Genomic DNA, 23,808 nt, shown 5'->3' with positions numbered 1-23,808 from the left:
GCTATGGTTGAATTAAGTCAACTGCTCTTAATGCTAAGTTTTCTTCTATTGGTCGGTTATCACCTCTTGCTTGTTATTCCACAATCAATCAGGCCGAGCATTCATATCCCGAAAAAAATCGTCTTATCAGTCACAGCATTAGTACCAGTACTGTTGCTTGTGCCTGTTTATAACATATTGAATGTTCTTGTTACACAGTTCTCTATAGGGTTAGCTGAGGCCTTGCCAACCGTCTTCTTAACTTACGCTGTCGGACAATCAGCTCTTATCAGTTTCTTTGGAACGATCATTCTTTTTGTGTTGACTTATTCCAACCAACGATCATTTCAAGTCAGGATGATTCAATTACTACTTGTGTTGGTTTTAGTTTTGTCTTCAGGCTGGGCTAGTCACGCAGCCTCGATTGCAGGTGTTTTGGGATTTATCTCAAACAGTGTGCATCTTTTGGCTGTGTCAGCTTGGATAGGACCTGTTTTTGTGATCGCTTGGTTCAGTCGGTCAATCGATCAGAAGAAGGCGTTTGCGGCGTGGTTTAGCCCGTTAGCCGTACTTTGTGTGTTAGCAATTACTGCTACGGGATTGTTGTTAATGGGCGATATAGTTCCACAATATGTCAACTCCTGGATGATCACGTATGGACAGTTACTACTCATAAAACATATTCTCTTTATCCCTTTGCTAATTTTAGGGTTTCGTCATAGCTTTTTAATGCGTTCTGTGAAAAAAGGAATTAGTGAACGCAATCTTATGATATCGTTTAAAATCGAAAGCATCGTTGCCATACTCGTTCTTGCTATTACAACATGGATGACAGAACAGACGCCACCTCATGAAGTTATTGATACTTTGCAAACGGAATCAATCTCGCCACTCTTTAGCTGGTTTGTAGATCAGCCAATTTTACCTGGTCAAACACTTAGCATTGAGTTTGGTGCGGGGATTTTAATTAGCTTAATGGCGTCGCTTGTGCTTTTCTTAATAGCGTTATTTATATTAGTGAGATCAAGTCGAATCATCGTTCCATTGATTGTGCTTGCTTGTACGAGTGGTTTGCTTTACTTCTCTCTTATGATGGGGGCGACACCGATAGATATGGTGATGGATGAAACGGTTTATGCGACGAAACAAGAAGCGATTTCGGCAACGTACTCTAGTGATTCTGTCGTAACAATTCATAAGGAAGAAGAACTCGATGCTACTAGAGTGATCGTGATCTATACGGTCGATCAAGCAGATCTTGTAGCACAAGTGTTAGAGAAAACAACGGATGGAATGAAACGACTTCCTGCTTCGATGCTTACAATAGGTGGATCGAAAGTGACCGAAGAAGATCAGAAAATTAGAACCTTCCGTGTTCAAAGCGGGGCATTTAGTGATTTGCAATTTGGCTATACGTATGTCACATTTGGAATGATTCAAGAGCCTGTCGATGTAGCACGAGTGCAGATTCATTACGAAGGTGGTTCTTATATTTCGGAGCTTGAACAACAAGTCTTTATCAACCGGACATCAAGTGATGAATTATGGAATGATCAGCATCCTATTGACTTTTTATTAGATGATGGGACCGTTATCGAAACGTATGCACGTCAAGTGATGGAAGAAGGTGTCTATTGCCATTAAAGGGCAATAGACATTTTTTTGTTTTAGATATTTCGTTTACCGAAGAAAGCAAGTACAATAAGAAAAGAAGATAAAAAGGGGAATCAGTACGTGAAAAATAAACTGTGGCCAATATACCTCATGTTAACAATTAGTACTGCGATTTGGGGAAGTGCCTTTATTGCAGGCAAATTTGCGATAGAAAGTTTCGAACCAGCTACAATTGCATTTTTGCGCTTTTTCGGAGCAGCCTTGCTTTTGTTTCCAATTATGTGGATCGTTGAACGCAATCGACCAAAACCTTCATTAAAGGATTGGGGAATGTTTAGTTTATTAGGAGTAACAGGCATTGCGATATATAATATTTGCTTCTTTTTAGCAAGTAAACATGCACCTGTGATCAAAAGTTCCCTTTTTATTGCGGCGAATCCAATGCTGATTGTTTTGCTGTCAGCGGTATTTTTGAAAGAAGCGATCTCGAGAAAACAAATTATCGGGTTAGTACTCGCACTTAGTGGGGTCGTCGTCATCGTCACAGAAGGAAATCTACACATTTTAACTCAATTTCGTTTTGAAGCGATTGATCTTGTTTTAGGGATCGCTGTGATCACATGGGCTCTTTATAGTGTACTAGGTCGTGTTGTTTTAAAGAAATTCAGTCCGATCGTGTCGACTACGTATGCTGTTGGATTTGGGACATTGTTTTTATTGCCTTTTTCCTTATTAGAACGTCCGATGAATGCCGTATTACATGCGACACCGATTGCTTGGTTCTCCATAGTTCATATGAGTGTGTTCGTTACGGTTGTTAGTTTTATTATGTACTATTATGGTATTCAACAAATTGGCGCAGCGCGTGCATCGATTTTTATTAATGTTATGCCCGTCTCAGCTGTGATTATGGCTACGCTCTTCTTAGGAGAAGAATTTACTGCGGCATATGGTATTGGAGCATTTCTTGTCTTAACGGGTGTCTATGTTGGGACATATGTGCGCAAAGTAAGACAGAAACAACCGAGACATGCAAGTTGATGCTGATCATGGTAAAATATTGGGCATGAGATTGAGGTGAGGGTTATGTTAAGAGAACGATGGACAATAGAGCAAATTGAAGAATGGTTAGAACAAACAAAATTAGAAAATCGGTCGTTTCAAGAAGCGACGGCTTTGCAACTTTTAAAACAATTAGAATCAGGTGAAGAGACCAAGGAAGGAAATCAATTAACGTCTGAATTGTATGCACGATTAGCTGAATCAAGATCCTCAAAAATAAAGGGAACAGATCATTTATCATCAGATTGGACATCTAAGGCTCTTACTTTTGATAAAACAAATGAAACGGCTCATTGCTTACGTCTCAAGGAAATTATTCACTATGCAAGAGATCTTCCTATTCCAATGAAGTTTCCATCGATTCGTGAAACTGATCATGGAAGTGCAAAAAAGAAAACGGCAGAGATATACCATCAAATTGCTGAACAATTCTTTCAACTAGATGAGGTCATGTCATCCTATTTTGAGGAAGCAAAGCTTTCATTGGACTTTATTAACGATACGGAACTTGAGGATTTTATCTATACATTAAATAAATCGTATGAAACGTTTCATGAACCATTTAAGACGATCGAACGAACAACAAAGGAATATGCAAATTCATTAACCGGTGTGTATTATTCTCAAGCGCAGTTTAGTCAGATTCAAAAAGCAGTGCAAGAAATAGAGGATGCAAAACAAGAGTGGGAGGAATTGCTTACGGCATTCTCACCAAAAAGAGAGACATTGTCAGCTTTGGATGAATTGGATTCGATGATTGGTTTAGAGGATGTAAAAAGAAGAATTTCTAAGCTATATCAATTCCTTCATTATCAAAAAGCAAGAAAAGAACAGGGCTTTCGATTTAAAGATGAGTTAAGCTTACATATGATTTTAACAGGGAATCCTGGAACAGGAAAAACACGACTAGCAAGGCTTATGGCAACGATATATTATGAGTTAGGTTTACTTGAACGACCAGAAGTGTATGAGGTCGATCGTTCGCAACTTGTCGGGGGATACGTTGGTCAAACGGAAGAACAAACGACTCAAGCGATTGAACGTGCACTTGGTGGCGTTTTATTCATCGATGAGGCGTATAGCTTAAAGCGAGAAGGGCAAACAGGTCAAGACTATGGACAGGCCGCTATAGATACACTCGTCTCTGCTATGACAGGGAAGCATCAAGGGAAATTTGCTGTCATCTTAGCGGGGTATCCAGAAGAGATGCGAAGCTTTTTACGTGGGAATCCTGGACTTCGAAGTCGATTCCCAGATCAAAACCAAGTTCATATTCTAAACTATTCAACAGAAGAGTTAATTGAGATGGCAAAGGTTGTTGCAAGCGAAAATGATTATGTTATAAGTGATGAGGCATTTGCTGCCCTAGAAGAACGGATTGAGACAGAACAAGTCGATGAATCATTTGGTAATGGACGCACTGTAAAAAACATTATGTTGGATGCGATTTTCCACAAAGGTTCGTCAACCATACTAGAACATGCGACATCAAATGACTTTCTCATTTTAGAAGCAGACGATTTTAGGACTGAAGAGAGCAAAGAGCGAGCCGAGATCAACAATCCTATTCAAGAGTTATTTGAATTAGTGGGACTTGATGCGGCCAAACAAGAGATTGAACGACTTACCTCATTTGTTCACGTCCAAAAATTGCGCCGTGAACATCAACTTGAGACGAGTCCTCTTCATCTACACGCGATCTTCACAGGTAATCCTGGAACGGGGAAAACAACTGTGGCTCGAATGTATGCTAAGGCTCTCCACAAGCTTGGATTGTTAAAACGTGGGCATTTAGTCGAAGTAAGTCGTGCCGATCTAGTTGCTGGATATGTCGGTCAAACTGCAATTAAAACAAAAGAAAAAGTGGTCGATGCATTAGGAGGAGTCCTATTTATCGATGAGGCATATTCCCTTATGTCTAGCAATGAAAGTGATTTTGGTGCAGAAGCATTAGCGACGATTGTCCAAGAGATCACAAAGCATAATGAGAACCTCGTTGTCATTATGGCGGGTTACAAAGAGGAAATGAAACAGCTCATCCAAGTAAACCCTGGTCTTTACTCACGCTTCAAGCATGAAGTGCCTTTTTCAGACTATACTCAGTCGGAACTGATTGACATTTTATTAAGTAGGGCCGATAAGATGGGGTATCGTCTTGATTCAAAAGCAAGAGAACGATTGAATGCATTGATTCCTACAAATGGCCATGAGGGGAATGGTCGCTTTGTTGTTGGGTTATTGGAATTAATGATTCAAGCGCAGGCGAGCCGATTAAGTGAAATAGATCCGGCTCAATTAGACGTCAATATGTTACAAACAATAACCAAAGAAGACCTGCTGACTATAGAAAAAAATCTGGAGGGGTAAATTTGTTTATTTCGAAGAAGAAAGTTGAAGTGCGTTATGCTGAAACAGATCAAATGGGGATTGTTCATCATTCTAATTACGTCGTTTGGTTTGAACTTGGGAGAACCCATCTTATAAAGGAAATTGGTTTTAATTATAGCGAGATGGAGAAAGATGGATATTTATCTCCTGTGACAGACATACAAGTATCTTATAAACGTCCAGCAACGTACGGAGAAGAAGTAACAGTAAACACGTGGGTAGAGCAATATGATGGCATTCGCGTCATATATGGATATGAAGTATGGAATAGTAAGGAGCAATTATGTGTCACAGGTACAAGTTCGCATTGTTGCGTCAAAAAGGAAACCTTCAGACCGATTTCAATAAGAAAGCAACTGCCAGAATGGCACGAGGTGTATGAAAAAATTAAAAAATCATAATCTCCCTGTATGAATTAAAGCTGTTTCTCCATACTAAAGGAGGTAACATTATCAAGTTCACATGGAGGGATTCATATGCAGTCAAAACCAGATAATCGCGCAGATAACGTGGAAAAGTTGAAGCAAATGAAAGAAAATACTCAGCACAACATCGAAGCAGCTGAGGAGTCAATCGCTCAATCAGAAATGTCTGATGCCCAAAAGCAACAGATTAAAGAAAAAAATGCTCATCGTCAAGAAAGCATTGAAGCGTTTGAATCCGAAATCGTTGATGAATCACATGCGCGAGAAAACAACTACAAATAATCTTTTTAAGGTAGAGCGAGGGACTAACCCTCGCTCTTTTTTATGGTGCGCTATGTTTCCGCTTAATATAACAGACTCGCCCTATTTATGACAAAAGTAGAGATTTGATTCAGAAAACTAGACGAAAACGTACAAAATCTCTCAAAGGGAACGATTCCCTTGCCTAGAATTCATAAGATAGTTAAACATGATATGAAGGTGGGGATAAAATATGGGAGCAAGCTATCATAACGAATTGAATTGGAAAAAATTTTCTTATGTCGTTAAGCAAATGCAATCAGATAACCCTGAAGTGAGAGAATTGGCCGTCAAGTCTCTTGATCGTATGGTCGATTGTGAGGTGTCGGGTACAAAAGTAGATCTACAAAAAACGAAGCAAGACTCTGTTGGTGTAGTAACAAAAAAAGAAGATGTGATGCATAAAATTCGTTTACTTCAGAAGGATAAAGAGAAAAAGCAGCAAAGAAGAAAAAAGTGGTTCCACGTGTTATGATGAAGGAAATGATTGGCTAAAGAGGTGTGAGAAATTTGGCATTTGGGATATCAAAAGCAGAACTAAAGGCATGGAAAGAGCAAGCTGACCGAGGAGAGATCGCTTTTTTAACACATTACTGGGTAGATGAGCGATTTCCAAACGTTACTTCTGTTACCAAAGTCGCTTGTTCTGATATTGAAAAACTAGTAACATGGGGTAGGAGTTATGGCTTGAAGCGCGAATGGCTTCATTGGCATGAAACCTACCCTCATTTTGATTTAATGGGAGAGATTCAACTCGATATTTTGAGCCAAGAGGGTTTGCAAAAGCAACTCTCTCGTTTTCGTGCGTGATGATAACATTTGGTTTGAAATCTTGGTATACTAGGAATACTTATAATATAGACAAATTGAGGAGGGGTATTATATGACAGACATGAAAAGTCGAATTAGAGAAGACCTACATAGTGAATCATCGATTGATGCTAAAGAAGAGATTAATCGACGTGTTCAATTTTTAAAGGAGTATGTACAAACTGCTAAAGCTAAGGGGTATGTTCTTGGAATTTCTGGAGGACAAGACTCAACACTTGCAGGGAAAATCGCCCAATTGGCGATGGACGAGTTAACTCATGAAACAGGCGAAACCTACCAATTCATTGGCATTAGACTTCCTTACGGTGTGCAGCATGATGAAGATGATGCAGCGAAAGCCCTTGAATTCATTCAACCGACTGTCACAAAAACAGTGAACATCCAAGGGGCCGTTGATGCCAGTGATGCAGCTTTTCGTGAGGCAACTGGTGAAGAGATGAGCGATTTCAATAAAGGAAACACGAAAGCTCGCGAACGAATGAAAATTCAATATGACATCGCAGCTCATTATGGTTGCTTGGTAATCGGTACTGATCATGCAGCGGAAGCGATTACGGGATTCTTTACAAAACATGGAGATGGTGCGTGTGATGTTGCGCCACTATTTGGGTTAAACAAGCGTCAAGGAAAAGAATTACTAAAAATATTAGAAGCACCAGAACGTCTGTACAACAAAGTACCTACAGCTGACCTTGAGGATGATAAGCCTGGTCTACCTGACGAAGAGGCACTTGGCATGACGTATGATAATTTAGATGATTACTTAGAGGGGAAACAGGTGGAAGCTTCCATTGCAGAAAAAATTGAATCTCGCTATCGTGCAACGGAACATAAGCGTCAGCTACCTGTTACTGTTTACGATAATTGGTGGAAATAAAGATGGAAGTCATGAACCTTTTCTTTCAATCATATCGTATAACAGACGATTCTATTTTGTTATGAAACAAAGGTTGTTAGGGAGAGGAACGCGTGATGAAGGGGAAAATTGTATTATTAGCTGCACTACTCATTTTACTAGTTTTAATCGGTGGATATTCACTAAGCAGTCAGCAAGTATCTACATTAGATGGACAAGAGTCAACAGGCAGTGTGAAAAGATCAGAATCAACGCAAGAAATCAATCAATTATTAATGACGGTCAACCATATCCGCACGGAAGAGTCAATCAATGAAGGCATGCAATTTGTCATTGTTGATTTGACTATTGAAAATGAGAGTAAGTCCGTACAAGAGTTCACGTTATTTAAAATGACGATGACAGATTCGGAAGGGTATGCGTATTCACATTCATCAAGAGTTGAAACAAAAGGAATTTTAGGTGGACAACTTCACCCAGACCGGAAAAATAGAGGCGAGGTGGCCTTTGAAGTTCCGATTGAAAGTGAGTATGAATTAGTGTATACCGATCACTTACGTACAGGTCAGGTTATGTGGCCAATAACAGTTGATCAATAAAGGACGTGCACGTTAATGTCAAACTTTAAAAACAGTGATCTTCATATGCATTCCACTGCATCAGATGGTAATTATAAGCCGAAAGAACTAATGATTAAATGTAAGGAGGCAGGCCTTGAGATTGTTTCTCTTACTGACCATGACACCTTTAGTGGCCTTAGAGAAGCGATGGATGTTGGGGTTGAGCTTGGTCTAACTGTCATTCCGGGCATTGAACTGTCAACGAAAAGCCACGGACGAAGTGTCCATATACTAGGTTACGGTTTAGATTACCATGATGAATCGTTGCTTTCATTTTTAGAAAAACAAAAGCAATACCGAAGCCGTCGCTTAGACCATATGTTAAACAAGCTAGCTTCAGTAAACATTAATTTAACGAGAACGGATGTTCTTTTTTACGTAGACGGTGGTAGCATAGGTAGGCCTCATGTAGCCAAAGCAATGATCGACCGTGGCTATGTAGAAACGGTCGCAGAAGCTTTTGATGGTTATTTAGGCGAAGGAAAACCAGGCTTTGTTGAAAAAGAAAAAGAGATGACTGTCGAGGAAGCGATTAAACTCATTCATCAATACGGGGGGCTAGCTGTCGTCGCTCACCCTACTTATTACCAGTTAGATGATGAGATAGAACATTGGGTCATCAAGTGGGGTCTTGATGGGGTCGAAGTATTCCATCGTGATCACGACCAAGTAGCCCAGCAAAAGTATTTAGAATTATGTCATACTATTGAAGCGAAAACAGGCCAAGAGCTCCTCAAAACGGGCGGGTCTGATTTTCACGATGAGGAATATGGCCGTGTACCAGAACCATTAGGCATCACCAGATTAGATAATAGCTATGCAAAAGTTATGATAAAACGATTGAAAGAAAGCGGCTCATTATGAGACGCTTTCTTTACTTTGTGCACATCCTTATAATTGTTTTTTAGCGGATACCTTCACACCACTTAGCGCTTGTGTCGCCAAATGATCGGCTTCTTTGTTTTCTTTGCGATCAATCTCCTCGAATACGATCTCAATATTCAACGCTGCTTTTTTCTTATCTAATCGATCTAACCACGCATTATAATGATCTTCATAACAAGGCCATTTCCCTGATGCTTGGTGGGTAGCGACTTTAGAATCTGATCGTATGATAATCGATTGATGGGTGGCACCTATCTCTTCTAGTAAGGCCATTGATTGAAACATCGCAGCAAGTTCGGCTTCATTGTTATCACTTAAATAATTCATTTGTTCATTGTGACGAATACGCCAAGCTTTATTATGTTGTTTGAAGTGAATAATGATCCCGATACCTGCGATTTTCTTTTGTGCATCGAAGCCTCCATCAACATAGATGATGATATCCTTAGGTTCGGTTTCTTCGACTTTTGATAATTTTTCTAACTCTTTTTTAGACCAAAATCGATCCTTTTCATCATAGTATTCGATCGATTTTAAGCGACCTGTTTTCTCTAAGTCCGATGTTAACAGTAGAGCCTCACCTAGATTTATCATCTCAGATTTCATGAAAAAACTCTTTTTTCCCTTCGGAAGCTGATAATACCATTCAAGTCGATATTTCACATGAGACCATCCTTTCTTAACATTGCTAAAGCGTTAATTTTGTGATAATTTAAACTAATGCAACAATAAGGGTCAGTTGCGAACGAATAAAGAATTGATAAGAGGGAGTGCCGAGTTCATGCCAATTAAAATTCCTGATCATTTACCTGCAAAGGAAATATTAAATAATGAGAACATATTCGTCATGGATGAAAGTCGAGCATATTCTCAAGACATTCGTCCATTAAAAATCATTATCCTAAATTTAATGCCCGTTAAAGAAACGACAGAAACACAGTTGCTTCGGTTGCTCGGAAACACGCCACTACAAGTAGATGTTTCTTTTTTATATCCTACTACTCATATTTCGAAAAATACAGCACAAGAGCATCTCCGGTCGTTTTATAAGACTTTTGAAGAAATTAAATCAAAGAAATTCGATGGAATGATCATTACTGGTGCACCCATTGAACAACTAGAATTTGAAGAGGTTGATTATTGGCCTGAACTTACCCAAATCATGGATTGGTCAACAACTCATGTTACCTCTACTCTACATATTTGCTGGGGGGCTCAAGCAGGTCTGTATCACCATTTTGGAGTGAATAAATATACGCTTGAACAAAAATTGTTCGGTGTATTTACACATACCATTCTAGAATCAAACGTGAAACTCCTGCGTGGTTTTGATGATGAATTTTTGGCTCCACACTCTAGACACACAGACATAAAATTAGAAGATGTGAAAAATGTTACAGAACTTGATATACTCAGTGTGTCTGAAGAGGCCGGTGTTTATTTAATCGCTTCTAAAAATGGCAAACAAATCTTTGCAACAGGGCACTCTGAATATGATACATGTACGTTAGAAGAAGAGTATAGAAGAGATGTGGAAAGAGGATTTGATATCGAGTTACCTTCGAATTATTTTCCAAAGGACAATATAGAAAATGCTCCTCGTCTAAGATGGCGAGCTCATTCCAATTTATTGTTTTCTAACTGGCTCAACTATTATGTGTACCAAGAAACGCCTTATGACTTATCCGGTGAATAATAAAAGGTGATCATGTGAAATTCCTTCTTGAAGAAGGCTTCGAGATCTTTTTACTCGGTAAAGTAACGACTTTTGCTTTATATTAAGAACAGAAAGAGATTGTTTAGTAAAGGTAGGGAATCGTTTGGAGATAGAGAAACAAGAACCGTTATATTATGTATATACATATGCGTATCATGAAGATGACGCCTCATTATGCCATTTAGAAATGCGCTCTCTTTTTGGGTACGCCACTAATTCCTTCACTGTAGATAGTACAAGACGAATTGAGCCAAGCAGAAGTCCATTTATGAATGAAAGAATGGACGTGTTGTTTTCAGGTGAGTCGTTGGATGATCTAAAAAGTCAATTAGATGGATTCGTTATTTCTCAGTCAACTTTTAAAGTGATGTACGTTATAAATCCAGATTTAGCAATGGATGAGAAGATTCATTTTGATGATCGGCGTTTGATTGAACGAGAAGTGGGACAACTTTTGCAAGGGCAAGTTGATCTTAAGAAACCAGATAATATAATGGCGATCATGAAAGGTCGTGAAGGCTGGATTTTTGGTTCTTACTTAAAGGCAGAGTCGATCTGGTTACGTCACCAAAAAAAGCCGAATAATTATTCGACTGCACTTAGTACGAGACTAGCTAGAGCTGTTGTCAATATTGCGGCTCCAAATCCTAGCGACGTAAAAATAATCGACCCTTGTTGCGGAGGAGGAACAGTTCTAGTTGAAGCATTGTCGATGGGGATTGATATCGTAGGGAATGACGTTAATCCACTAGTCACGACAAGTGCTAGAGAGAATGTGGCCTACTTTGGATACGAAACAGAGATCACTCTGAATGATATGCGCGAGGTAACAGGTGAGTATGATGTGGTCATCATCGACATGCCTTATAATTTATGTTCCGTACTAACACCAAAAACACAACTTGAAATGCTTCAACGTGCACGAAAGCTTGCCCCAAGAATGGTCGTTGTTACAATTGAAACCATTGATTCATTGATTGAAGAGGCTGGATTTTCTATTATTGATCGCTGCGAAGCCAAAAAATCAAGATTTATTCGACAAGTATTGGTTTGTGAATAAGGATTTTATAGGACAATACATAAAATATATGTGTATGTGAACACATGAATAATGGTACAATAGTTTTTAGTAGTTTTTTTAAAAGTTACAACCATGAAGGGGATTGAATCGTTTGAGCAATGAAAAGACAAGAACAGACCTACCAACTAACTTTAATGAGTTAAAAAAATCTGTTAATAGAACGGCTAACTGGAGAGAGCGCTTTGATGCGGTCGAAGAACTAGGTAAGTATAAAAGCAGAGAAACCATTGAATTATTAAAGCATAGTATGACAGGGGACTCTGTCTATAAAATACAAGAAGCAGCCTACCGTCAACTTAAATCTATAGGTGAAGATGTGACGATGCCTGAACGTCAGATTGGCGAACCCGTTAAAGGGGCAAAAAAGATTTTCATTAGAGTTAAGAAAAGTTTACCAAAAGATCATTCGTATCAAGAGTTTAAAGTAAAACTCAAAAAGATGCGTATTGATGTGTATGATACGTATGAAGGCGATAAAGGAACAGACTTTGATCAGTGGTTAGAAGAAACTTGGTCAAGCCTACCCGCTCGCTAGATGATGCAGAGGCAATAGTGTTTCAGAAAATAGAAGTGAAGACTCCTGAGTATAATCACTACAGGAGTCTTTTTTCGAGGTGAGTATCTATGAGTGTCATTTTTTATGATTTATTACTAGTCGGATTTGGGATTATTTTAGGAATTGTTGTGAGTGGCCCGTTAAAAAGGCTTTTCACAGGGAAACATAAAGAAGATGCACGTCAAAAGAAACGGGTAAAACTTTTGCTCTACATACGAGAAAATACATCGAAAATTCCACCTACAACAGAAGAATTATCGGCGAAGGTTTTTTCGGATAGGTTAGATCTTGCTCACGTACATAAGCTGTTAGAAGAAGTTGAAGATACGGGTTTAATTAAAGGAGTACAGAGTAAAGATACGGACCCTCGTCAAACGAAGTGGGTTTATTTGAAGAAATAAAGATGCATGAATATAACGAAATAGGCTGAGACAGAAGAAATTTAACTAACGATAATCCGACCAAATAATAGGCGGTGCAATGAAGCCGTTGCTGAAATATACTCTGCACCCGCGAGGAGGTCTATGTATATTTCATCCGCTAAGCTTGTGGATTTTTCGGATTTTAGTTAAACATTTCTATATGTTTCAGCCTCTTTCTCGTTTTCAAAAAGTGTTAGTGAGTGGCCTGAACTTCTGCTTCTTTTACGTCGTACTCCTCCATATACCATTCACAGAAATAATCCACAAAATTACTATCCCACTGAGTCCCTTTACCATCTTGTAAGATCGATAACGCTTTTGCTGGACTCATCCCTTTTCGGTAAGGTCGGTCGGAGGTCATCGCATCAAAAGCGTCAGCAACAGCTAATATTTTTCCAGTCATCGGAATATTTGGCCCTTTTAATTGATCAGGGTATCCTTTTCCATCGATCCGTTCGTGGTGAGAGCGAACACCAGGTATGAGCTTTTCCATTAATTCAGCCGGTTGAATCGTCCGTAAGATGTCTTCGCCTAGAACCGGGTGCAGCCTAATAAAGTTAAACTCTTCCTCTGTTAATCGTCCGTTTTTTAATAAGACATGATCAGGAACCCCTATTTTTCCTATATCATGCAGCAGACCTGTTTTACGTAAGACGAGGAGCTGTTCAGGATTAAGCCCGGCTTTCTTACCAATTTTAACAGTGTATTCAGCGACTCGAACGGAATGGCCTGCTGTGTAAGAGTCTCTGGCATCTAACGTTGTAGCTAACGTCTCAAAGAAACTCTCATATAATTGATTATTCGTTTGTTCACGGGTTTCTAACCCTTTAACCATATGATTAAAACCGTGAATCGTTTGAGAGAATTCATCAGAGAAATAATCAGACGCGCGAACATGAAAGGTTCCTTGTTGTACACGCTTCATATTGGAATTTAATTGATTCAATGGTCCTTGAATGATCATAAATAGTAATTTCGCCCCGTATAAAGATAACCCACAGCCTACAAGTAAAACAAAACCCGACCATATCCAATATATTTCAATGAGGAAAGTCTCGCCTTGTGCTAATCGCACTTGGGTAGCCAAACTAAAGAGTAATAACGGAAAGGCTCCGATCAATAAAGCGCTTAGTTGAAATTTAGTTTTTAAAGAGACAAGTGTTTTCCCTTCAAGTGTAAGCTCTTCTGCGTACTGTTGAATCGATTGCTTTTGGATGAAATCAACTAAAGGTGTAATCGCATTTGATGTATGATAATACTCAATCATCGCATGCATACCTGCAATTAAGACAGCGCAAACTATTCCATAAAGTATGTACTCGTAGGGAATGTTAAGAATTTCATAACGAATCGCGAGAGTCGTAAACAAAACGGCAGGTATACTTAGTCCGAAAAGGTGAGGACCAAGAATACGATAACCTGTTAACATCGGAAAACGATGGATCTGATGGTACGCCCTCCTTAATTGTTGAAGGGATGGTTCTGGATTTTCGAATGCTTCTTTAATTGGTTGAATCTGTTTTTTAAAGACACTGAACTCTACAAGGATCATGATAAAAAAAGAAAGAGTGATAATGAGTACTAATGGTAATATGTCTTGCGAGTTTAATGCTAAAGTCGTTGGAATTAATACAACCCCTACCCCTAGAACGGCTATCATCGAGCCAAACAAATAATATAGTGCAATGCTTTTTACAAACCCCTTATAAACAAACAACAGGTATCCTCCTTTGTGACTGAACCATGAGCCCGGGTTGATATACCTACATTTTACGTTTAAAAAGAAGCTGAAACAATAGCCAGGTCACAAAAGATTGAGAAAAAATGAGGGAATTGGGATGAAAACGACAAATGTCTTAAAATCGATTGTTTATATAAGAGGAACAGATGTTTACTACGAACGATACCTTCCAATAAAAAAGAAAAAAGGCACGTTGGTATTTATTCATGGATTTGTTTCATCGAGTTATAGTTTTCGCTATTTGATTCCTTATTTTAGAAAGTATTTCGAAGTGATTTGTGTTGATTTACCTGGATTCGGGCGAAGTGGAAAACAACGAACATTCTGTTATTCTTTTTCGAGTTATGCTGACTTAATCATTGATTTTTTGAAGTTGTTTGAATGTGAAAATGTTACAATCATCGGTCATTCAATGGGGGGGCAGGTCGCGCTATACACAGCAAAAAAGGAACCCGCGTTAATCAAAAGGATTGTTTTGTTGTCGAGTTCAGGATATTTAAATCGAGTCAGACGAAGATATGTATATGCCTCGTATATGCCATTTGCCAAGCATATGATGAAGTGGTGGATCGGTCGAAGGAATGTTCAGCAAATGTTTACTCAAGTCGTTCACAATAAAAAGTCGATCACAGAAGATGCCGTTCATGAATATAGCATTCCGCTTGCCGATCCTCATTTTTGTGAGGGGCTTATCGGCTTAATGAGACAAAGAGAAGGGGACCTGAAAAAAGAAGAATTACAAAAAATTACTCAGCCTTGTTTGATTTTATGGGGAGATGAAGACCGAATTATTCCGGAACGTATTGGTCGTAGGTTGGCAAGTGATTTAGCTCATTCCTCTTTCTACTGTTTTAAAAAATCAGGGCATCTCTTATCTGAGGAACGTCCAGATGATGTTGCAAAAAAGATTAATGCATTTTTAAAAGAATTATAAATCAATTCGAGACCCAACAACAAAGGTCCGTCAGCTGAATCATGCAAATTATGGTATAATAAATGTGTGAATGGGTGTTACGGAGGTGTGGGTATGGACCCTTTAGATGTCATGATCAATAAAAAGAATGTAATTCCTTATTTTCAAGCAATCATCAGTGCTGACAAACAATTGGTTGTCGGCTATGAAGTGTTATCACGATTTAAAACTGAGAATGGGCCAGAAAGTCTTGACTGGTTTTCTCAAGATAAATCGATACCATATGAATTTCGCTTGGAACTTGAGGAGCATTTGCAAAAACAAGCGATTGAGGAATATTTAGCTTCAGGTCAACAATCAATTTTGTTTTTTAATCAAGATATTGATCTTTTATTAAAAGATAACGGACAAAGTTTGCTTAATACACTAGAGCCATACTTTTCAAAAGGTTTAAAACCTGAGAACATCGTCATTGAATTTATTGAGGATGATATGTTAGAGAAAGTTGATGAATGCAAACATCTTCTAAATTATCTACAAAGCATAGGTATAAAAATAGCCATTGATAATGTTGGTCAATCTAGTGGGAATCTTGACTGCGTTGCCGTGCTAAGTCCGAACATCGTAAAAATCGATGCTGGGTTTTTAGAAGACCATTCGCTTCCACATCTTTACCGTGAAGTTCATCACTCATTAAGTATGCTTTCTCGAAAGATCGGGGCAACATTATTATTTGATGGTATTTCCACATTTAGTCAGTTGAATTATGCATGGCGCAATGGCGGTCGTTTCTATCAAGGATCCTACCTTCAAATACCAAAGGTAGATTTTGTTAAAGAAGATTTATGCCGCGATCGGATGCAAAAAGAATTTCAACACTTTATAACGTTTGAACGAAAAAAGATGGAAGCACAACTGATTTTAACAAATAATTTAAGCCAGAAAATAAAAACAACGTTAAAGAAGGTTTCTACAGAGGATACATATGATGAGATGATCACGAAAATCGCATATGACCTAAAACAATACGCCTTTCGCGTCTATATTTGCGATGAAGAGGGCTTTCAGCTTTCCTCAAATATTGTTAAAGATGACCAAGGGAACTGGAATCTAGAGCATGAGGGACGTTATAAAAATTGGAGTTGGCGACCGTATTTTCTTGAAAACATTGTCCGAATGAATGTTGAAAAACGTGGCATCCTCTCTGATCTCTATGCGGATATTGAACGACAAGAGCATATTAGAACCTATTCGTACCCTATTTCGAATGATTCGTTTGCTTTCGTTGATATTCCATATACGTACTTATTTGAACAAAATGACTTGTTATGATGGTGAGAATCTCTCCATCATTTCTTTTTGTTTATTGAAGAGTTTCCATGTTTTTAACTGAATTTAGTGATATTTTCTATTGGACTAGTAAAACAAAATCAATAAGAGTATTCTAGTAGTTATGTAGAGCGTTGCAAGTTAGGAGAGGTTGAATGGAATTTAAATCCGTGTATCGTTTAATGGCTTATTTGTTTTTTGCCTACTCAACAATGACGATTGTTATGAGCTATATCCCGCTGTATTTTCAATCAGAAGGACTCAGCGGAAATCAAGTGGGTTTATTAATGGCAATCGGTCCATTTGCGACCATCATTGCTCAACCTTTTTGGGGGTTTATGAGTGATAAATATAAAACTATTAAGCGAATGATTAATCTTAGTGCGATTGGGGTCGTCATTGCTACCGTTGGTTTTATATTAATGGGAAATTTTTATGGGTATTTGATCATGATGTTTGTGCTTTTCTTATTTTTATCCCCTCTAACAGCATTGGGAGATAGCTTATCTCAAAAAACGGCTACGTTAAAAGGAGTTAGTTTTGGACGAATCCGCATGTGGGGATCACTCGGTTTTGCTGTTACCTCGTTAGTAACGGGGTATGTGCTCACGATCATAGGTGTGCAATATGTTATGTTTCCGATGGTTGTCATGGCTCTTTTAGCTCTATCGATGTCATTTTTGATTTCAGATGTTCCAGGAACAAACAAACCTGTTACCATCATTAGCGCATTGAAAATCGGCTTAGATAAAAAACTAGTCTTGTTTTTAGTATGTGTTGTCTTTATTTCCGTGACACATCGTGCAAATGATAGTTATCTAGGTTTGTACATTGTTAATTTAGGTGGGGTTGAGGCTTTGATAGGTTGGGCCTGGTTTATTGGGGTTTCAGCTGAAGCGATCGTGCTCGCTACAAGCCCGTTATGGTTTAGAAAATGGAAACCGCTCACTTTCGTTATTATCGCTGCCTTTATTTATGGTGCTCGTTGGTTTGTGATGGGGTTATTGACAGAACCTTGGATGGTACTGCCATTACAACTTACTCACGGTATTACTTTCGGGTTGTTTTACATTGCTGCTTTTCAATATGTAAATAAATTAATTCCTGAGCACTTGCAAGCAACAGGGCATGTACTATTTATTACAACGGTCTTTGGATTCTCAGGTATTATCGGATCTCTCTTTGGAGGCTGGATGATCGACGGATATGGATTAACTAGTCTGTACTTTGTTTTATCAGGGAGTGCATTTGTAGGTGCTCTCGGGTTAATTCTTTTCTATTTTAAGGTTGATGCAACAAAAGTGAGAACAGAATAAAATTACAAGCAAAAAAACAACTCTTTAGCTGGAGTTGTTTTTTGTCGTTCGACAAGACCTTAAGATTGCTATACACTATTGTCACAAGCTTTTGGAGGTGAAAGATATGAATATCGTTGTTACTAATCAAGCACTAGATCACTTAAAAGAGTTAGACCTATCAAAAAAATCCATCCGAGTTGTTGCTCGAGATACATATGAGTGAAGTACGATGATTGAGTTTTACCTCGCTCTGGATGAACGAGGCATAGATGATCACGAAATGCATATTGATGGGTTGTCATTTATCTACGATCAAAAAGCATTAGAAGAGATTGGCGACTACTTAAAGATTGATCGTAATCCAAGTCAAGGCTATAAATTAATCAACAAGAACCAAACCTTAGCTTATGGGTTGAATATGAGAAAGTGAGAATGATTATCTTTTAATAAATAGCGCGCTGACTTGCTTCACCAATGGAGATACTTGCTTCACAATAGGAGATACCTGTTGAACCGTTTTGACGACTTGGTCGACCGTTTGAAAGGTCCTACCTACGTCAAAGCTGCCATTTTCTCCTGTGAAAGCAGACTTAATCATCGAAGGTTTTTTCGTGTTCCATGGTTGATTTTGCTGGGATTGTTGAGGCTGAGACTGATAGCCGTTTGCATAATTTATTTGATTTTGTCCAGGTGAAAAGAACGACTGCGTCGAAGTAGGTGCTCCTGGTGCGGAATACCCCATCTGCCAGTTTTGTTGAAGTTGCGGCCTTTGTTGATAGGGTTGATAGTATGGTTGCTGATATTGGTTAAAAGACCAATGATGATATGGGTAATTCATAAAATTCCCTCCTATTCGATGATAATGGGCTGGTGCTTGATCGGGATAGAGATGGTTAATAATCCGTTCTTATACGTTGCTCGCACATCTGATTCCTCAAAGTGAAACCCTACAGGAACGAGCCGTTCTCTTGTTTGCAGAGTTTGTTTCTTATGCTCTATGGGTGATTGGTCATGTCTCATCTCCACTATTTCCTCTTGACGAACGGTAATGATAATCGCTTGATTGAATACTTTTAGAGAAATTTGCCGTTTATCAATACCAGGTAGTTCAGCATAGATGTTCAATTGGTTGTTTTGATTGCGAACGGTTATTGGAATCGGTGGGGCGAACATAGGATGATCCACAAGCCGCTCGTGCGTTTGTTGAAAAAAGTCATCAATAGATCTTAAAATGTCCTGATAGCCTTGAGGGAGCTTTCCGGACCATGAATCTTTTTCAGACACTGAAAATCCCTCCATTCACTACAAGTATGCTTTGATTTATATGTATGTCATTTTTGATAAATGGTGAGTAAAAAGACTAGGGGGAATGCGATGTGAGAATCATTGATACGCATTGTGATGCACTTTTGAAATTGTGGGAGGATCCTACTCGAAACTTTTTGGACGACGAGTCTATTGACGCCAATGCCACTCGACTAGCAAATGGCGAAGTTATGGCTCAATGCTTTGCTATATTTGTTGAACCATTCATTAAATCCGATGACAAGTTTCAAGCAGCTCTAGAACAAATCGATCTTTTTCATGAAAAGGTGTTAAAAACCCCATCGATGAGATGGATTCAAAAATGGTCCGATCTAGATCACTTACAACATGATGAGATTGGAGCGATTTTGACGCTTGAAGGCTTAGATTCGATAGGTGATGATCTGGTGAAGCTTCGTTTGATGTACCAGTTAGGTGTGCTTTCAGTTGGCCTGACGTGGAATCAAGCTAATCTGTGTGCAGATGGTATCGGTGAAGAACGAGGAGCAGGGTTAACAACACTCGGAAAAGAAGTCGTTCGCATGAACAATGAAAAGCACGTATTAACTGATGTCTCTCACCTTAGTGTAAAAGGGTTTTGGGATGTGATGGAGTTAGCTAATTATCCAATCGCAAGTCACTCTAATGCATTTTCGCTATGTGACCACAGGCGAAATTTGCAAGACGAGCAGATTAAAGCTCTAGTGAAGAAGAATGGCTACATAGGGGTTGTGTTCCACCCATTATTTGTTACAGGCAAAGAAGAGGCAACAATTGCTGATTTACTTACACATATTGAATATATGTGTAGCTTAGGAGCGACAAAGAATATCGGATTTGGATCTGATTTTGATGGAATTAACGTTAATATTAATCAATTAGAACATGCGGGTCATTATGACAATTTGATGAATGCTTTATTACGTTATTATCCTGAAGAAGTCGTAAGAGGTTTTGCTGGTGAAAATTTCAGTAGAATGCTGCCAAAAGGTGCACACATGTAAGAACTTTCACGTGAAATAAGATAGAAGATGCTTTATACTTACAACGAAGTGAGGTGAATACGATGAAAATTACTGATAGTGCAAAAACGTTTCTTGAAGAGACAATGACTGAGCATGGGATTCAAACGATCCGTGTTGTATTTGCGGGCATGGGTTGAGGTGGTCCTAAGCTTGGGCTAGCTCTGGATGAGCCGGCAGAATCAGATAAACGCGAGACAATCAATGGGGTTGATGTTGCGTTTGAAGAAGGTATCTATGATCAAGTGTCAGATTTAACGTTAGATATGCAAAAATCAGAACAAGGCGAAGGTCTTGTAATGGTTGGCGGCGGTCAAGACTGCTGTTAAATAAAAGCATGAAGAGGTGGCAGCCCATCTCTTCATGCTTTTTTTTGTTCGTCATGGGTCGGATGTCTTAATTACATGATTTTTTAGGATTTCATCATCAAAGATGGTAAGACCTTGATTTTACCGACTTTTTCTTTTGAGAGTTTGCCAAGGTTTGGACAGAGGTAGGTGAATTTCACTATTATTCGATCGCTAAAACGTTGATCCATTACAAGTTTTGCTCTGTTTATGTTACAATCATCACATGCTTTAGAGAAGAAAGGGGCTTATTTTATGAAGAAAAGATTAGGACTTGGCATGGCGACGATCGCTTTAGCGATAACACTAGTCGCATGTGGAGACAACGAAGAGACAACAGAAGTAGAAACAGAATCACCAGACGATGCAACAGAGGAAACGGTAGAAAACCCTGAAATGGAAGCTCCAGATGGAGTTGGAATTGATACTGAAGATGTCCCTGATGTCGTCGCTACGGTAAACGGTGAAGACATTCATAAAGAAGAATACGTAAGATATCTTGAAGAACAAGCGATGATGTACACTCAGTTTGGCATTAGCTTTGATGATGAAGAAGGACAAGCTATGTTAAACGAATTAAAAGACCATGCATTGCAAGTTCTGATCAATACAGAGTTAATTGTTCAAGCAGCTTCTGATATCGAAGTGTCAGAAGAAGAAGTAAATGAAGAGCTAGACAACGCGATTGAACAAGCTCCTTTTGAAACGAAGGAAGAGTTGGAAGAGCATCTTTCTGAACAAGGCATCACTCTAGATGATATCCGTGAAGACATTCGCAAACAATTAAAAATTGAGCAGTATATAGCAGCAAACACGGATGCACCTGAGATCACAGAAGAAGAGTTACAAGCAGCTTATGATGAGCAAGTCGCATTTGCTGAAGAAAATGGATCAGAAGAAGAAATTCCAAGTTTTGAAGAGCAACGTGATCAACTTCAAGCTGAATTAGAGCAAGAAGCTTTAGCTGTTCAGCAAGAACGCATTCTTGAAGAATTACTTGAAGAAAGTGAAGTTGAAACAAACGTATAACAAAAAAAGTGATAGGCCTACTGACCTCAGTGGGCCTATTTTTTGCTCATAACAAGCCCCTTCCTTTCTTGATATAAATAACTCTTGCTCGTTCGTTCTTTTATCCTATACACTATCAGTAACGATAGTCTTATAAATGATAAAAATGTTTGAGTGAGATTTTTGTGAGATTGATTGAAATTGATTGATGAAGGTGGAGAAATGGAATGAACGAGCATACTGATATTTTACTTGATAGTGGGACAAATGAACTTGAGGTGGTTATGTTTAAGGTAGGGAATGGGACGTTTGGTATTAATGTATTGAAGGTCCGCGAAATTATTAATCCTCTCCCTATTACCGAAACACCGAATGCTCATGCAAATGTAGAGGGTGTGATTCGTCTTAGACAAGAAGTGATCCCCGTCATTAACTTAGCAAAAGTATTAAATCTACCAGGTTCAGCTCACCCAGAGCAAGATAAGTTTATTGTCGCAGAATTAAATAAAATGAAGGTTGCTTTTCATGTACATAGTGTTTCAAGAATTCACCGAATCTCTTGGCAACAGATTGAAAAGCCTAGTGAACTTTCATTAAATGCAGAAAGTCATACAATTGGAATTGTAAAATTAGAAGAGGAAATGTCAATCTTACTAGATTTTGAGAAGATTGTTGTTGAAATTAACCCAAGTACAGGTCTTAGTGTCGATGCAGTGAAGAAATTAGGGGTGCGGGAGCGTTCTGAGAAAAACATTGTCATCGCTGAGGATTCAGCAATTTTAAGAAGACTCTTGCAGGATACATTAGCTGAAGCTGGATATGAACGACTTCAATTTTTTGAAAATGGGCAAGAGACATGGGACTATGTACAAGAAGTGAAGGAGAAAGGTGAAATCAATCAAAAGATTGATGTTCTAATTACCGATATTGAAATGCCTCAAATGGATGGTCATCATTTAACATTGCGAATGAAGCAAGATCCAGAATTAAAAGAGATTCCAATCATTATTTTCTCTTCTTTAATTACAAATGATCTATTCCATAAGGGTGACAAAGTAGGAGCTGATAAACAAATTAGCAAACCAGAAATCGTTGAACTTGTTGAGACAATTGATCAATTTGTAAAATAAAGAACTTCCTCACTCAATCGCCTAGCGTGCATAAGATAAATCATCTTAGCGAAAAGCAGGGGGCGATGAGATGGCGGGAAAGAAATCATCCAAAGCAAAGTCTAAACAGACTCCGAAGAAAACAGTCAATGAAAAATATGCCTATACGCTTAAAACAGTCACTTCTGAAACATGTGTGAAATGTAAGACCCCGTGTTCTAGGGGTATGTCGTATGTGGAGAAGATGAGCGAGCCTGGAGCTATCGGAAAAGGCGTACCTTGTATTCTAACCAAAGGTAAAGGATTCAAATAAAAGAACGTGAACATGGCTTCACGTTCTTTTATTTTTTATCGGTTGGCTTATTTTTCAGTTGATGAATCAGTCGTTCTTTCTGTCCTTCAGATAACGCACCCATTTTTGTAAGCAAATAAGCATATTGTATCGTTTTTTTCTTTGCACCCATGTTTATCGGCTCCTTTTTCCTTTACTACAACATATTCACCTTCACTCAAAAAAGTTTCTCTAGAGAAACTTTTTAGGCGAAAATCAAGATTAGAATGGAAAAATGGACATGTCCAATCGTTCTTGATACACTTAATCTAGCAAACGTCGCGCTTGTTATAGAAAGAAGGAGTGAATGGTTTGGACATTCAAATTACAAAACCAGCATTAAATTGGTTCAAAGAAGAATTCAACCTAACAGAAAACGATGAATGGATTCGATTCTTTGCACGTTATGGTGGTTGTGGAAATATTCAAAGTGGATTTTCACTTGGAATTAGTCAAGATCAACCTGTTAAAGTAGGGTCGAAATTAGAAATAGATGGAATTACCTTTTTCATTGAAGAAAAGGATTTATGGTATTTTAAAAACCTTGACTTGAAGGTGAAGTACAGCCGGAAATTAGATGAGATAGAGTTTGTCTATGAGGAAAAAGCACATTCCGAGGACTAAGGTTGTTGAGGGTAATAATAAGTAGCCGACACATTAAATGTGTCG

Annotated in this window: 29 protein-coding genes; 24 read left to right on the top strand and 5 right to left on the bottom strand. The window is 38.6% G+C overall.

The annotated features are described in order from the left end of the window. The first annotated feature begins 3 nt into the window (after window positions 1–3). The 10 genes from CDZ88_RS07695 (at window position 4) to CDZ88_RS07650 (ending at window position 8,939) form a co-directional block, all read left to right on the top strand. Window positions 4–1,623 carry a copper resistance D family protein gene (locus CDZ88_RS07695; protein ID WP_100372983.1) on the top strand — a complete coding sequence of 540 codons (1,620 nt, stop codon included), beginning with the start codon at window positions 4–6 and terminating at the stop codon, window positions 1,621–1,623. A 90-nt stretch (window positions 1,624–1,713) separates the two neighbouring features. Beyond that, the gene (locus CDZ88_RS07690) at window positions 1,714–2,634 is read left to right on the top strand and encodes a DMT family transporter (RefSeq protein ID WP_232718598.1); all 921 of its coding nucleotides are present in this window, start codon (window positions 1,714–1,716) and stop codon (window positions 2,632–2,634) included. A 45-nt stretch (window positions 2,635–2,679) separates the two neighbouring features. Next, window positions 2,680–5,022, top strand: a complete 2,343-nt coding sequence (locus CDZ88_RS07685) for an AAA family ATPase (protein ID WP_100372982.1) — start codon at window positions 2,680–2,682, stop codon at window positions 5,020–5,022. A gap of 2 nt (window positions 5,023–5,024) precedes the next feature. After that, on the top strand, window positions 5,025–5,444 hold the full coding sequence (locus CDZ88_RS07680) for an acyl-CoA thioesterase (RefSeq protein WP_100372981.1): 420 nt from the start codon (window positions 5,025–5,027) through the stop codon (window positions 5,442–5,444). 75 nt (window positions 5,445–5,519) lie between these two features. Then, window positions 5,520–5,750, top strand: a complete 231-nt coding sequence (tlp, locus tag CDZ88_RS07675; RefSeq protein WP_100372980.1) for a small acid-soluble spore protein Tlp — start codon at window positions 5,520–5,522, stop codon at window positions 5,748–5,750. A 211-nt stretch (window positions 5,751–5,961) separates the two neighbouring features. Beyond that, window positions 5,962–6,243, top strand: a complete 282-nt coding sequence (locus CDZ88_RS07670; RefSeq protein WP_100372979.1) for a hypothetical protein — start codon at window positions 5,962–5,964, stop codon at window positions 6,241–6,243. Between the two features lie 35 nt (window positions 6,244–6,278). Continuing rightward, window positions 6,279–6,578 carry a hypothetical protein gene (locus tag CDZ88_RS07665; protein WP_100372978.1) on the top strand — a complete coding sequence of 100 codons (300 nt, stop codon included), beginning with the start codon at window positions 6,279–6,281 and terminating at the stop codon, window positions 6,576–6,578. An 82-nt stretch (window positions 6,579–6,660) separates the two neighbouring features. Next, entirely contained in the window at window positions 6,661–7,476 is an 816-nt protein-coding gene (nadE, locus tag CDZ88_RS07660) for an ammonia-dependent NAD(+) synthetase (protein WP_100374637.1), read from the top strand. A gap of 95 nt (window positions 7,477–7,571) precedes the next feature. Then, window positions 7,572–8,054: a DUF4352 domain-containing protein gene (locus CDZ88_RS07655; RefSeq protein ID WP_100372977.1), complete on the top strand. Its 483-nt coding sequence runs from the start codon at window positions 7,572–7,574 to the stop codon at window positions 8,052–8,054. A 15-nt stretch (window positions 8,055–8,069) separates the two neighbouring features. Continuing rightward, window positions 8,070–8,939, top strand: coding sequence for a PHP domain-containing protein (locus CDZ88_RS07650; RefSeq protein WP_100372976.1), 870 nt, complete (start codon window positions 8,070–8,072; stop codon window positions 8,937–8,939). A 27-nt stretch (window positions 8,940–8,966) separates the two neighbouring features. Here CDZ88_RS07650 and CDZ88_RS07645 read toward each other — a convergent pair whose 3' ends face one another. After that, window positions 8,967–9,623, bottom strand: a complete 657-nt coding sequence (locus CDZ88_RS07645) for a reverse transcriptase-like protein (RefSeq protein ID WP_100372975.1) — start codon at window positions 9,621–9,623, stop codon at window positions 8,967–8,969. A 118-nt stretch (window positions 9,624–9,741) separates the two neighbouring features. On the opposite strand from CDZ88_RS07645, the gene metA reads away from it, so the two are divergent. The 4 genes from metA (at window position 9,742) to CDZ88_RS07625 (ending at window position 12,715) form a co-directional block, all read left to right on the top strand. After that, window positions 9,742–10,656, top strand: coding sequence for a homoserine O-acetyltransferase MetA (gene metA / locus CDZ88_RS07640; protein ID WP_100372974.1), 915 nt, complete (start codon window positions 9,742–9,744; stop codon window positions 10,654–10,656). 124 nt (window positions 10,657–10,780) lie between these two features. After that, the gene (locus tag CDZ88_RS07635) at window positions 10,781–11,737 is read left to right on the top strand and encodes a TRM11 family SAM-dependent methyltransferase (RefSeq protein WP_232718596.1); all 957 of its coding nucleotides are present in this window, start codon (window positions 10,781–10,783) and stop codon (window positions 11,735–11,737) included. Between the two features lie 112 nt (window positions 11,738–11,849). Further along, window positions 11,850–12,293 carry a HEAT repeat domain-containing protein gene (locus tag CDZ88_RS07630; RefSeq protein ID WP_100372973.1) on the top strand — a complete coding sequence of 148 codons (444 nt, stop codon included), beginning with the start codon at window positions 11,850–11,852 and terminating at the stop codon, window positions 12,291–12,293. Between the two features lie 89 nt (window positions 12,294–12,382). Beyond that, a complete protein-coding gene (locus CDZ88_RS07625; RefSeq protein ID WP_100372972.1) occupies window positions 12,383–12,715 on the top strand; it encodes a hypothetical protein in 333 nt (110 codons plus the stop codon). Window positions 12,716–12,929: 214 nt separating this feature from the next. Here CDZ88_RS07625 and CDZ88_RS07620 read toward each other — a convergent pair whose 3' ends face one another. Then, on the bottom strand, window positions 12,930–14,453 hold the full coding sequence (locus CDZ88_RS07620) for an HD domain-containing phosphohydrolase (protein ID WP_100372971.1): 1,524 nt from the start codon (window positions 14,451–14,453) through the stop codon (window positions 12,930–12,932). Between the two features lie 121 nt (window positions 14,454–14,574). On the opposite strand from CDZ88_RS07620, the gene CDZ88_RS07615 reads away from it, so the two are divergent. From CDZ88_RS07615 to CDZ88_RS07600, 4 genes are all read left to right on the top strand, one after another. Then, entirely contained in the window at window positions 14,575–15,411 is an 837-nt protein-coding gene (locus CDZ88_RS07615) for an alpha/beta fold hydrolase (protein WP_100372970.1), read from the top strand. A 93-nt stretch (window positions 15,412–15,504) separates the two neighbouring features. After that, window positions 15,505–16,722, top strand: a complete 1,218-nt coding sequence (locus tag CDZ88_RS07610) for an EAL domain-containing protein (protein ID WP_100372969.1) — start codon at window positions 15,505–15,507, stop codon at window positions 16,720–16,722. Between the two features lie 152 nt (window positions 16,723–16,874). Then, complete coding sequence (locus tag CDZ88_RS07605) at window positions 16,875–18,035, top strand: MFS transporter (RefSeq protein ID WP_100372968.1); 1,161 nt, start codon at window positions 16,875–16,877, stop codon at window positions 18,033–18,035. A gap of 211 nt (window positions 18,036–18,246) precedes the next feature. Beyond that, complete coding sequence (locus tag CDZ88_RS07600) at window positions 18,247–18,447, top strand: hypothetical protein (protein ID WP_100372967.1); 201 nt, start codon at window positions 18,247–18,249, stop codon at window positions 18,445–18,447. A gap of 6 nt (window positions 18,448–18,453) precedes the next feature. Here CDZ88_RS07600 and CDZ88_RS07595 read toward each other — a convergent pair whose 3' ends face one another. Beyond that, entirely contained in the window at window positions 18,454–18,855 is a 402-nt protein-coding gene (locus CDZ88_RS07595; RefSeq protein ID WP_100372966.1) for a YppG family protein, read from the bottom strand. An 11-nt stretch (window positions 18,856–18,866) separates the two neighbouring features. Then, window positions 18,867–19,301 carry an Hsp20/alpha crystallin family protein gene (locus CDZ88_RS07590; RefSeq protein ID WP_157796501.1) on the bottom strand — a complete coding sequence of 145 codons (435 nt, stop codon included), beginning with the start codon at window positions 19,299–19,301 and terminating at the stop codon, window positions 18,867–18,869. Window positions 19,302–19,393: 92 nt separating this feature from the next. Here CDZ88_RS07590 and CDZ88_RS07585 point away from each other — a divergent pair, with 92 nt between their 5' ends. The 5 genes from CDZ88_RS07585 to CDZ88_RS07570 all read left to right on the top strand — a co-directional run bounded on the left by CDZ88_RS07585 (window position 19,394) and on the right by CDZ88_RS07570 (window position 23,121). After that, the gene (locus tag CDZ88_RS07585; RefSeq protein ID WP_100372964.1) at window positions 19,394–20,326 is read left to right on the top strand and encodes a dipeptidase; all 933 of its coding nucleotides are present in this window, start codon (window positions 19,394–19,396) and stop codon (window positions 20,324–20,326) included. A gap of 62 nt (window positions 20,327–20,388) precedes the next feature. Further along, on the top strand, window positions 20,389–20,673 hold the full coding sequence (locus CDZ88_RS18005) for an iron-sulfur cluster assembly accessory protein (protein ID WP_442857087.1): 285 nt from the start codon (window positions 20,389–20,391) through the stop codon (window positions 20,671–20,673). A gap of 273 nt (window positions 20,674–20,946) precedes the next feature. Further along, window positions 20,947–21,720, top strand: a complete 774-nt coding sequence (locus tag CDZ88_RS07580) for a SurA N-terminal domain-containing protein (protein WP_157796500.1) — start codon at window positions 20,947–20,949, stop codon at window positions 21,718–21,720. 206 nt (window positions 21,721–21,926) lie between these two features. Then, on the top strand, window positions 21,927–22,829 hold the full coding sequence (locus tag CDZ88_RS07575; RefSeq protein ID WP_100372962.1) for a chemotaxis protein: 903 nt from the start codon (window positions 21,927–21,929) through the stop codon (window positions 22,827–22,829). Window positions 22,830–22,899: 70 nt separating this feature from the next. Next, window positions 22,900–23,121, top strand: coding sequence for a hypothetical protein (locus CDZ88_RS07570; protein ID WP_100372961.1), 222 nt, complete (start codon window positions 22,900–22,902; stop codon window positions 23,119–23,121). A gap of 28 nt (window positions 23,122–23,149) precedes the next feature. Here CDZ88_RS07570 and CDZ88_RS17815 read toward each other — a convergent pair whose 3' ends face one another. Then, complete coding sequence (locus CDZ88_RS17815) at window positions 23,150–23,272, bottom strand: hypothetical protein (RefSeq protein WP_269799252.1); 123 nt, start codon at window positions 23,270–23,272, stop codon at window positions 23,150–23,152. A gap of 179 nt (window positions 23,273–23,451) precedes the next feature. On the opposite strand from CDZ88_RS17815, the gene CDZ88_RS07565 reads away from it, so the two are divergent. Beyond that, entirely contained in the window at window positions 23,452–23,763 is a 312-nt protein-coding gene (locus tag CDZ88_RS07565; protein WP_100372960.1) for a HesB/YadR/YfhF family protein, read from the top strand. Window positions 23,764–23,808: the final 45 nt, after the last annotated feature.

Source organism: Bacillus sp. FJAT-45037, from assembly GCF_002797325.1.
GTDB lineage: Bacteria > Bacillota > Bacilli > Bacillales > Bacillaceae_D > Alkalihalophilus.
This window is presented reverse-complemented; position numbering and strand designations above follow the sequence as displayed.

Coding starts and splice junctions, on each gene's coding strand:
- CDZ88_RS07615 (WP_100372970.1), top strand. CDS start 14,575: ATGAAAACGACAAATGTCTTAAAATCGATTGTTTATATAAGAGGAACA.
- tlp (WP_100372980.1), top strand. CDS start 5,520: ATGCAGTCAAAACCAGATAATCGCGCAGATAACGTGGAAAAGTTGAAG.
- CDZ88_RS07695 (WP_100372983.1), top strand. CDS start 4: ATGGTTGAATTAAGTCAACTGCTCTTAATGCTAAGTTTTCTTCTATTG.
- CDZ88_RS07625 (WP_100372972.1), top strand. CDS start 12,383: ATGAGTGTCATTTTTTATGATTTATTACTAGTCGGATTTGGGATTATT.
- CDZ88_RS07575 (WP_100372962.1), top strand. CDS start 21,927: ATGAACGAGCATACTGATATTTTACTTGATAGTGGGACAAATGAACTT.
- CDZ88_RS07600 (WP_100372967.1), top strand. CDS start 18,247: ATGATTGAGTTTTACCTCGCTCTGGATGAACGAGGCATAGATGATCAC.
- nadE (WP_100374637.1), top strand. CDS start 6,661: ATGAAAAGTCGAATTAGAGAAGACCTACATAGTGAATCATCGATTGAT.
- CDZ88_RS07570 (WP_100372961.1), top strand. CDS start 22,900: ATGGCGGGAAAGAAATCATCCAAAGCAAAGTCTAAACAGACTCCGAAG.
- CDZ88_RS07670 (WP_100372979.1), top strand. CDS start 5,962: ATGGGAGCAAGCTATCATAACGAATTGAATTGGAAAAAATTTTCTTAT.
- CDZ88_RS07595 (WP_100372966.1), bottom strand. CDS start 18,855: ATGAATTACCCATATCATCATTGGTCTTTTAACCAATATCAGCAACCA.
- CDZ88_RS07610 (WP_100372969.1), top strand. CDS start 15,505: ATGGACCCTTTAGATGTCATGATCAATAAAAAGAATGTAATTCCTTAT.
- CDZ88_RS07685 (WP_100372982.1), top strand. CDS start 2,680: ATGTTAAGAGAACGATGGACAATAGAGCAAATTGAAGAATGGTTAGAA.
- CDZ88_RS17815 (WP_269799252.1), bottom strand. CDS start 23,272: ATGGGTGCAAAGAAAAAAACGATACAATATGCTTATTTGCTTACAAAA.
- CDZ88_RS07580 (WP_157796500.1), top strand. CDS start 20,947: ATGAAGAAAAGATTAGGACTTGGCATGGCGACGATCGCTTTAGCGATA.
- metA (WP_100372974.1), top strand. CDS start 9,742: ATGCCAATTAAAATTCCTGATCATTTACCTGCAAAGGAAATATTAAAT.
- CDZ88_RS07650 (WP_100372976.1), top strand. CDS start 8,070: ATGTCAAACTTTAAAAACAGTGATCTTCATATGCATTCCACTGCATCA.
- CDZ88_RS07655 (WP_100372977.1), top strand. CDS start 7,572: ATGAAGGGGAAAATTGTATTATTAGCTGCACTACTCATTTTACTAGTT.
- CDZ88_RS07605 (WP_100372968.1), top strand. CDS start 16,875: ATGGAATTTAAATCCGTGTATCGTTTAATGGCTTATTTGTTTTTTGCC.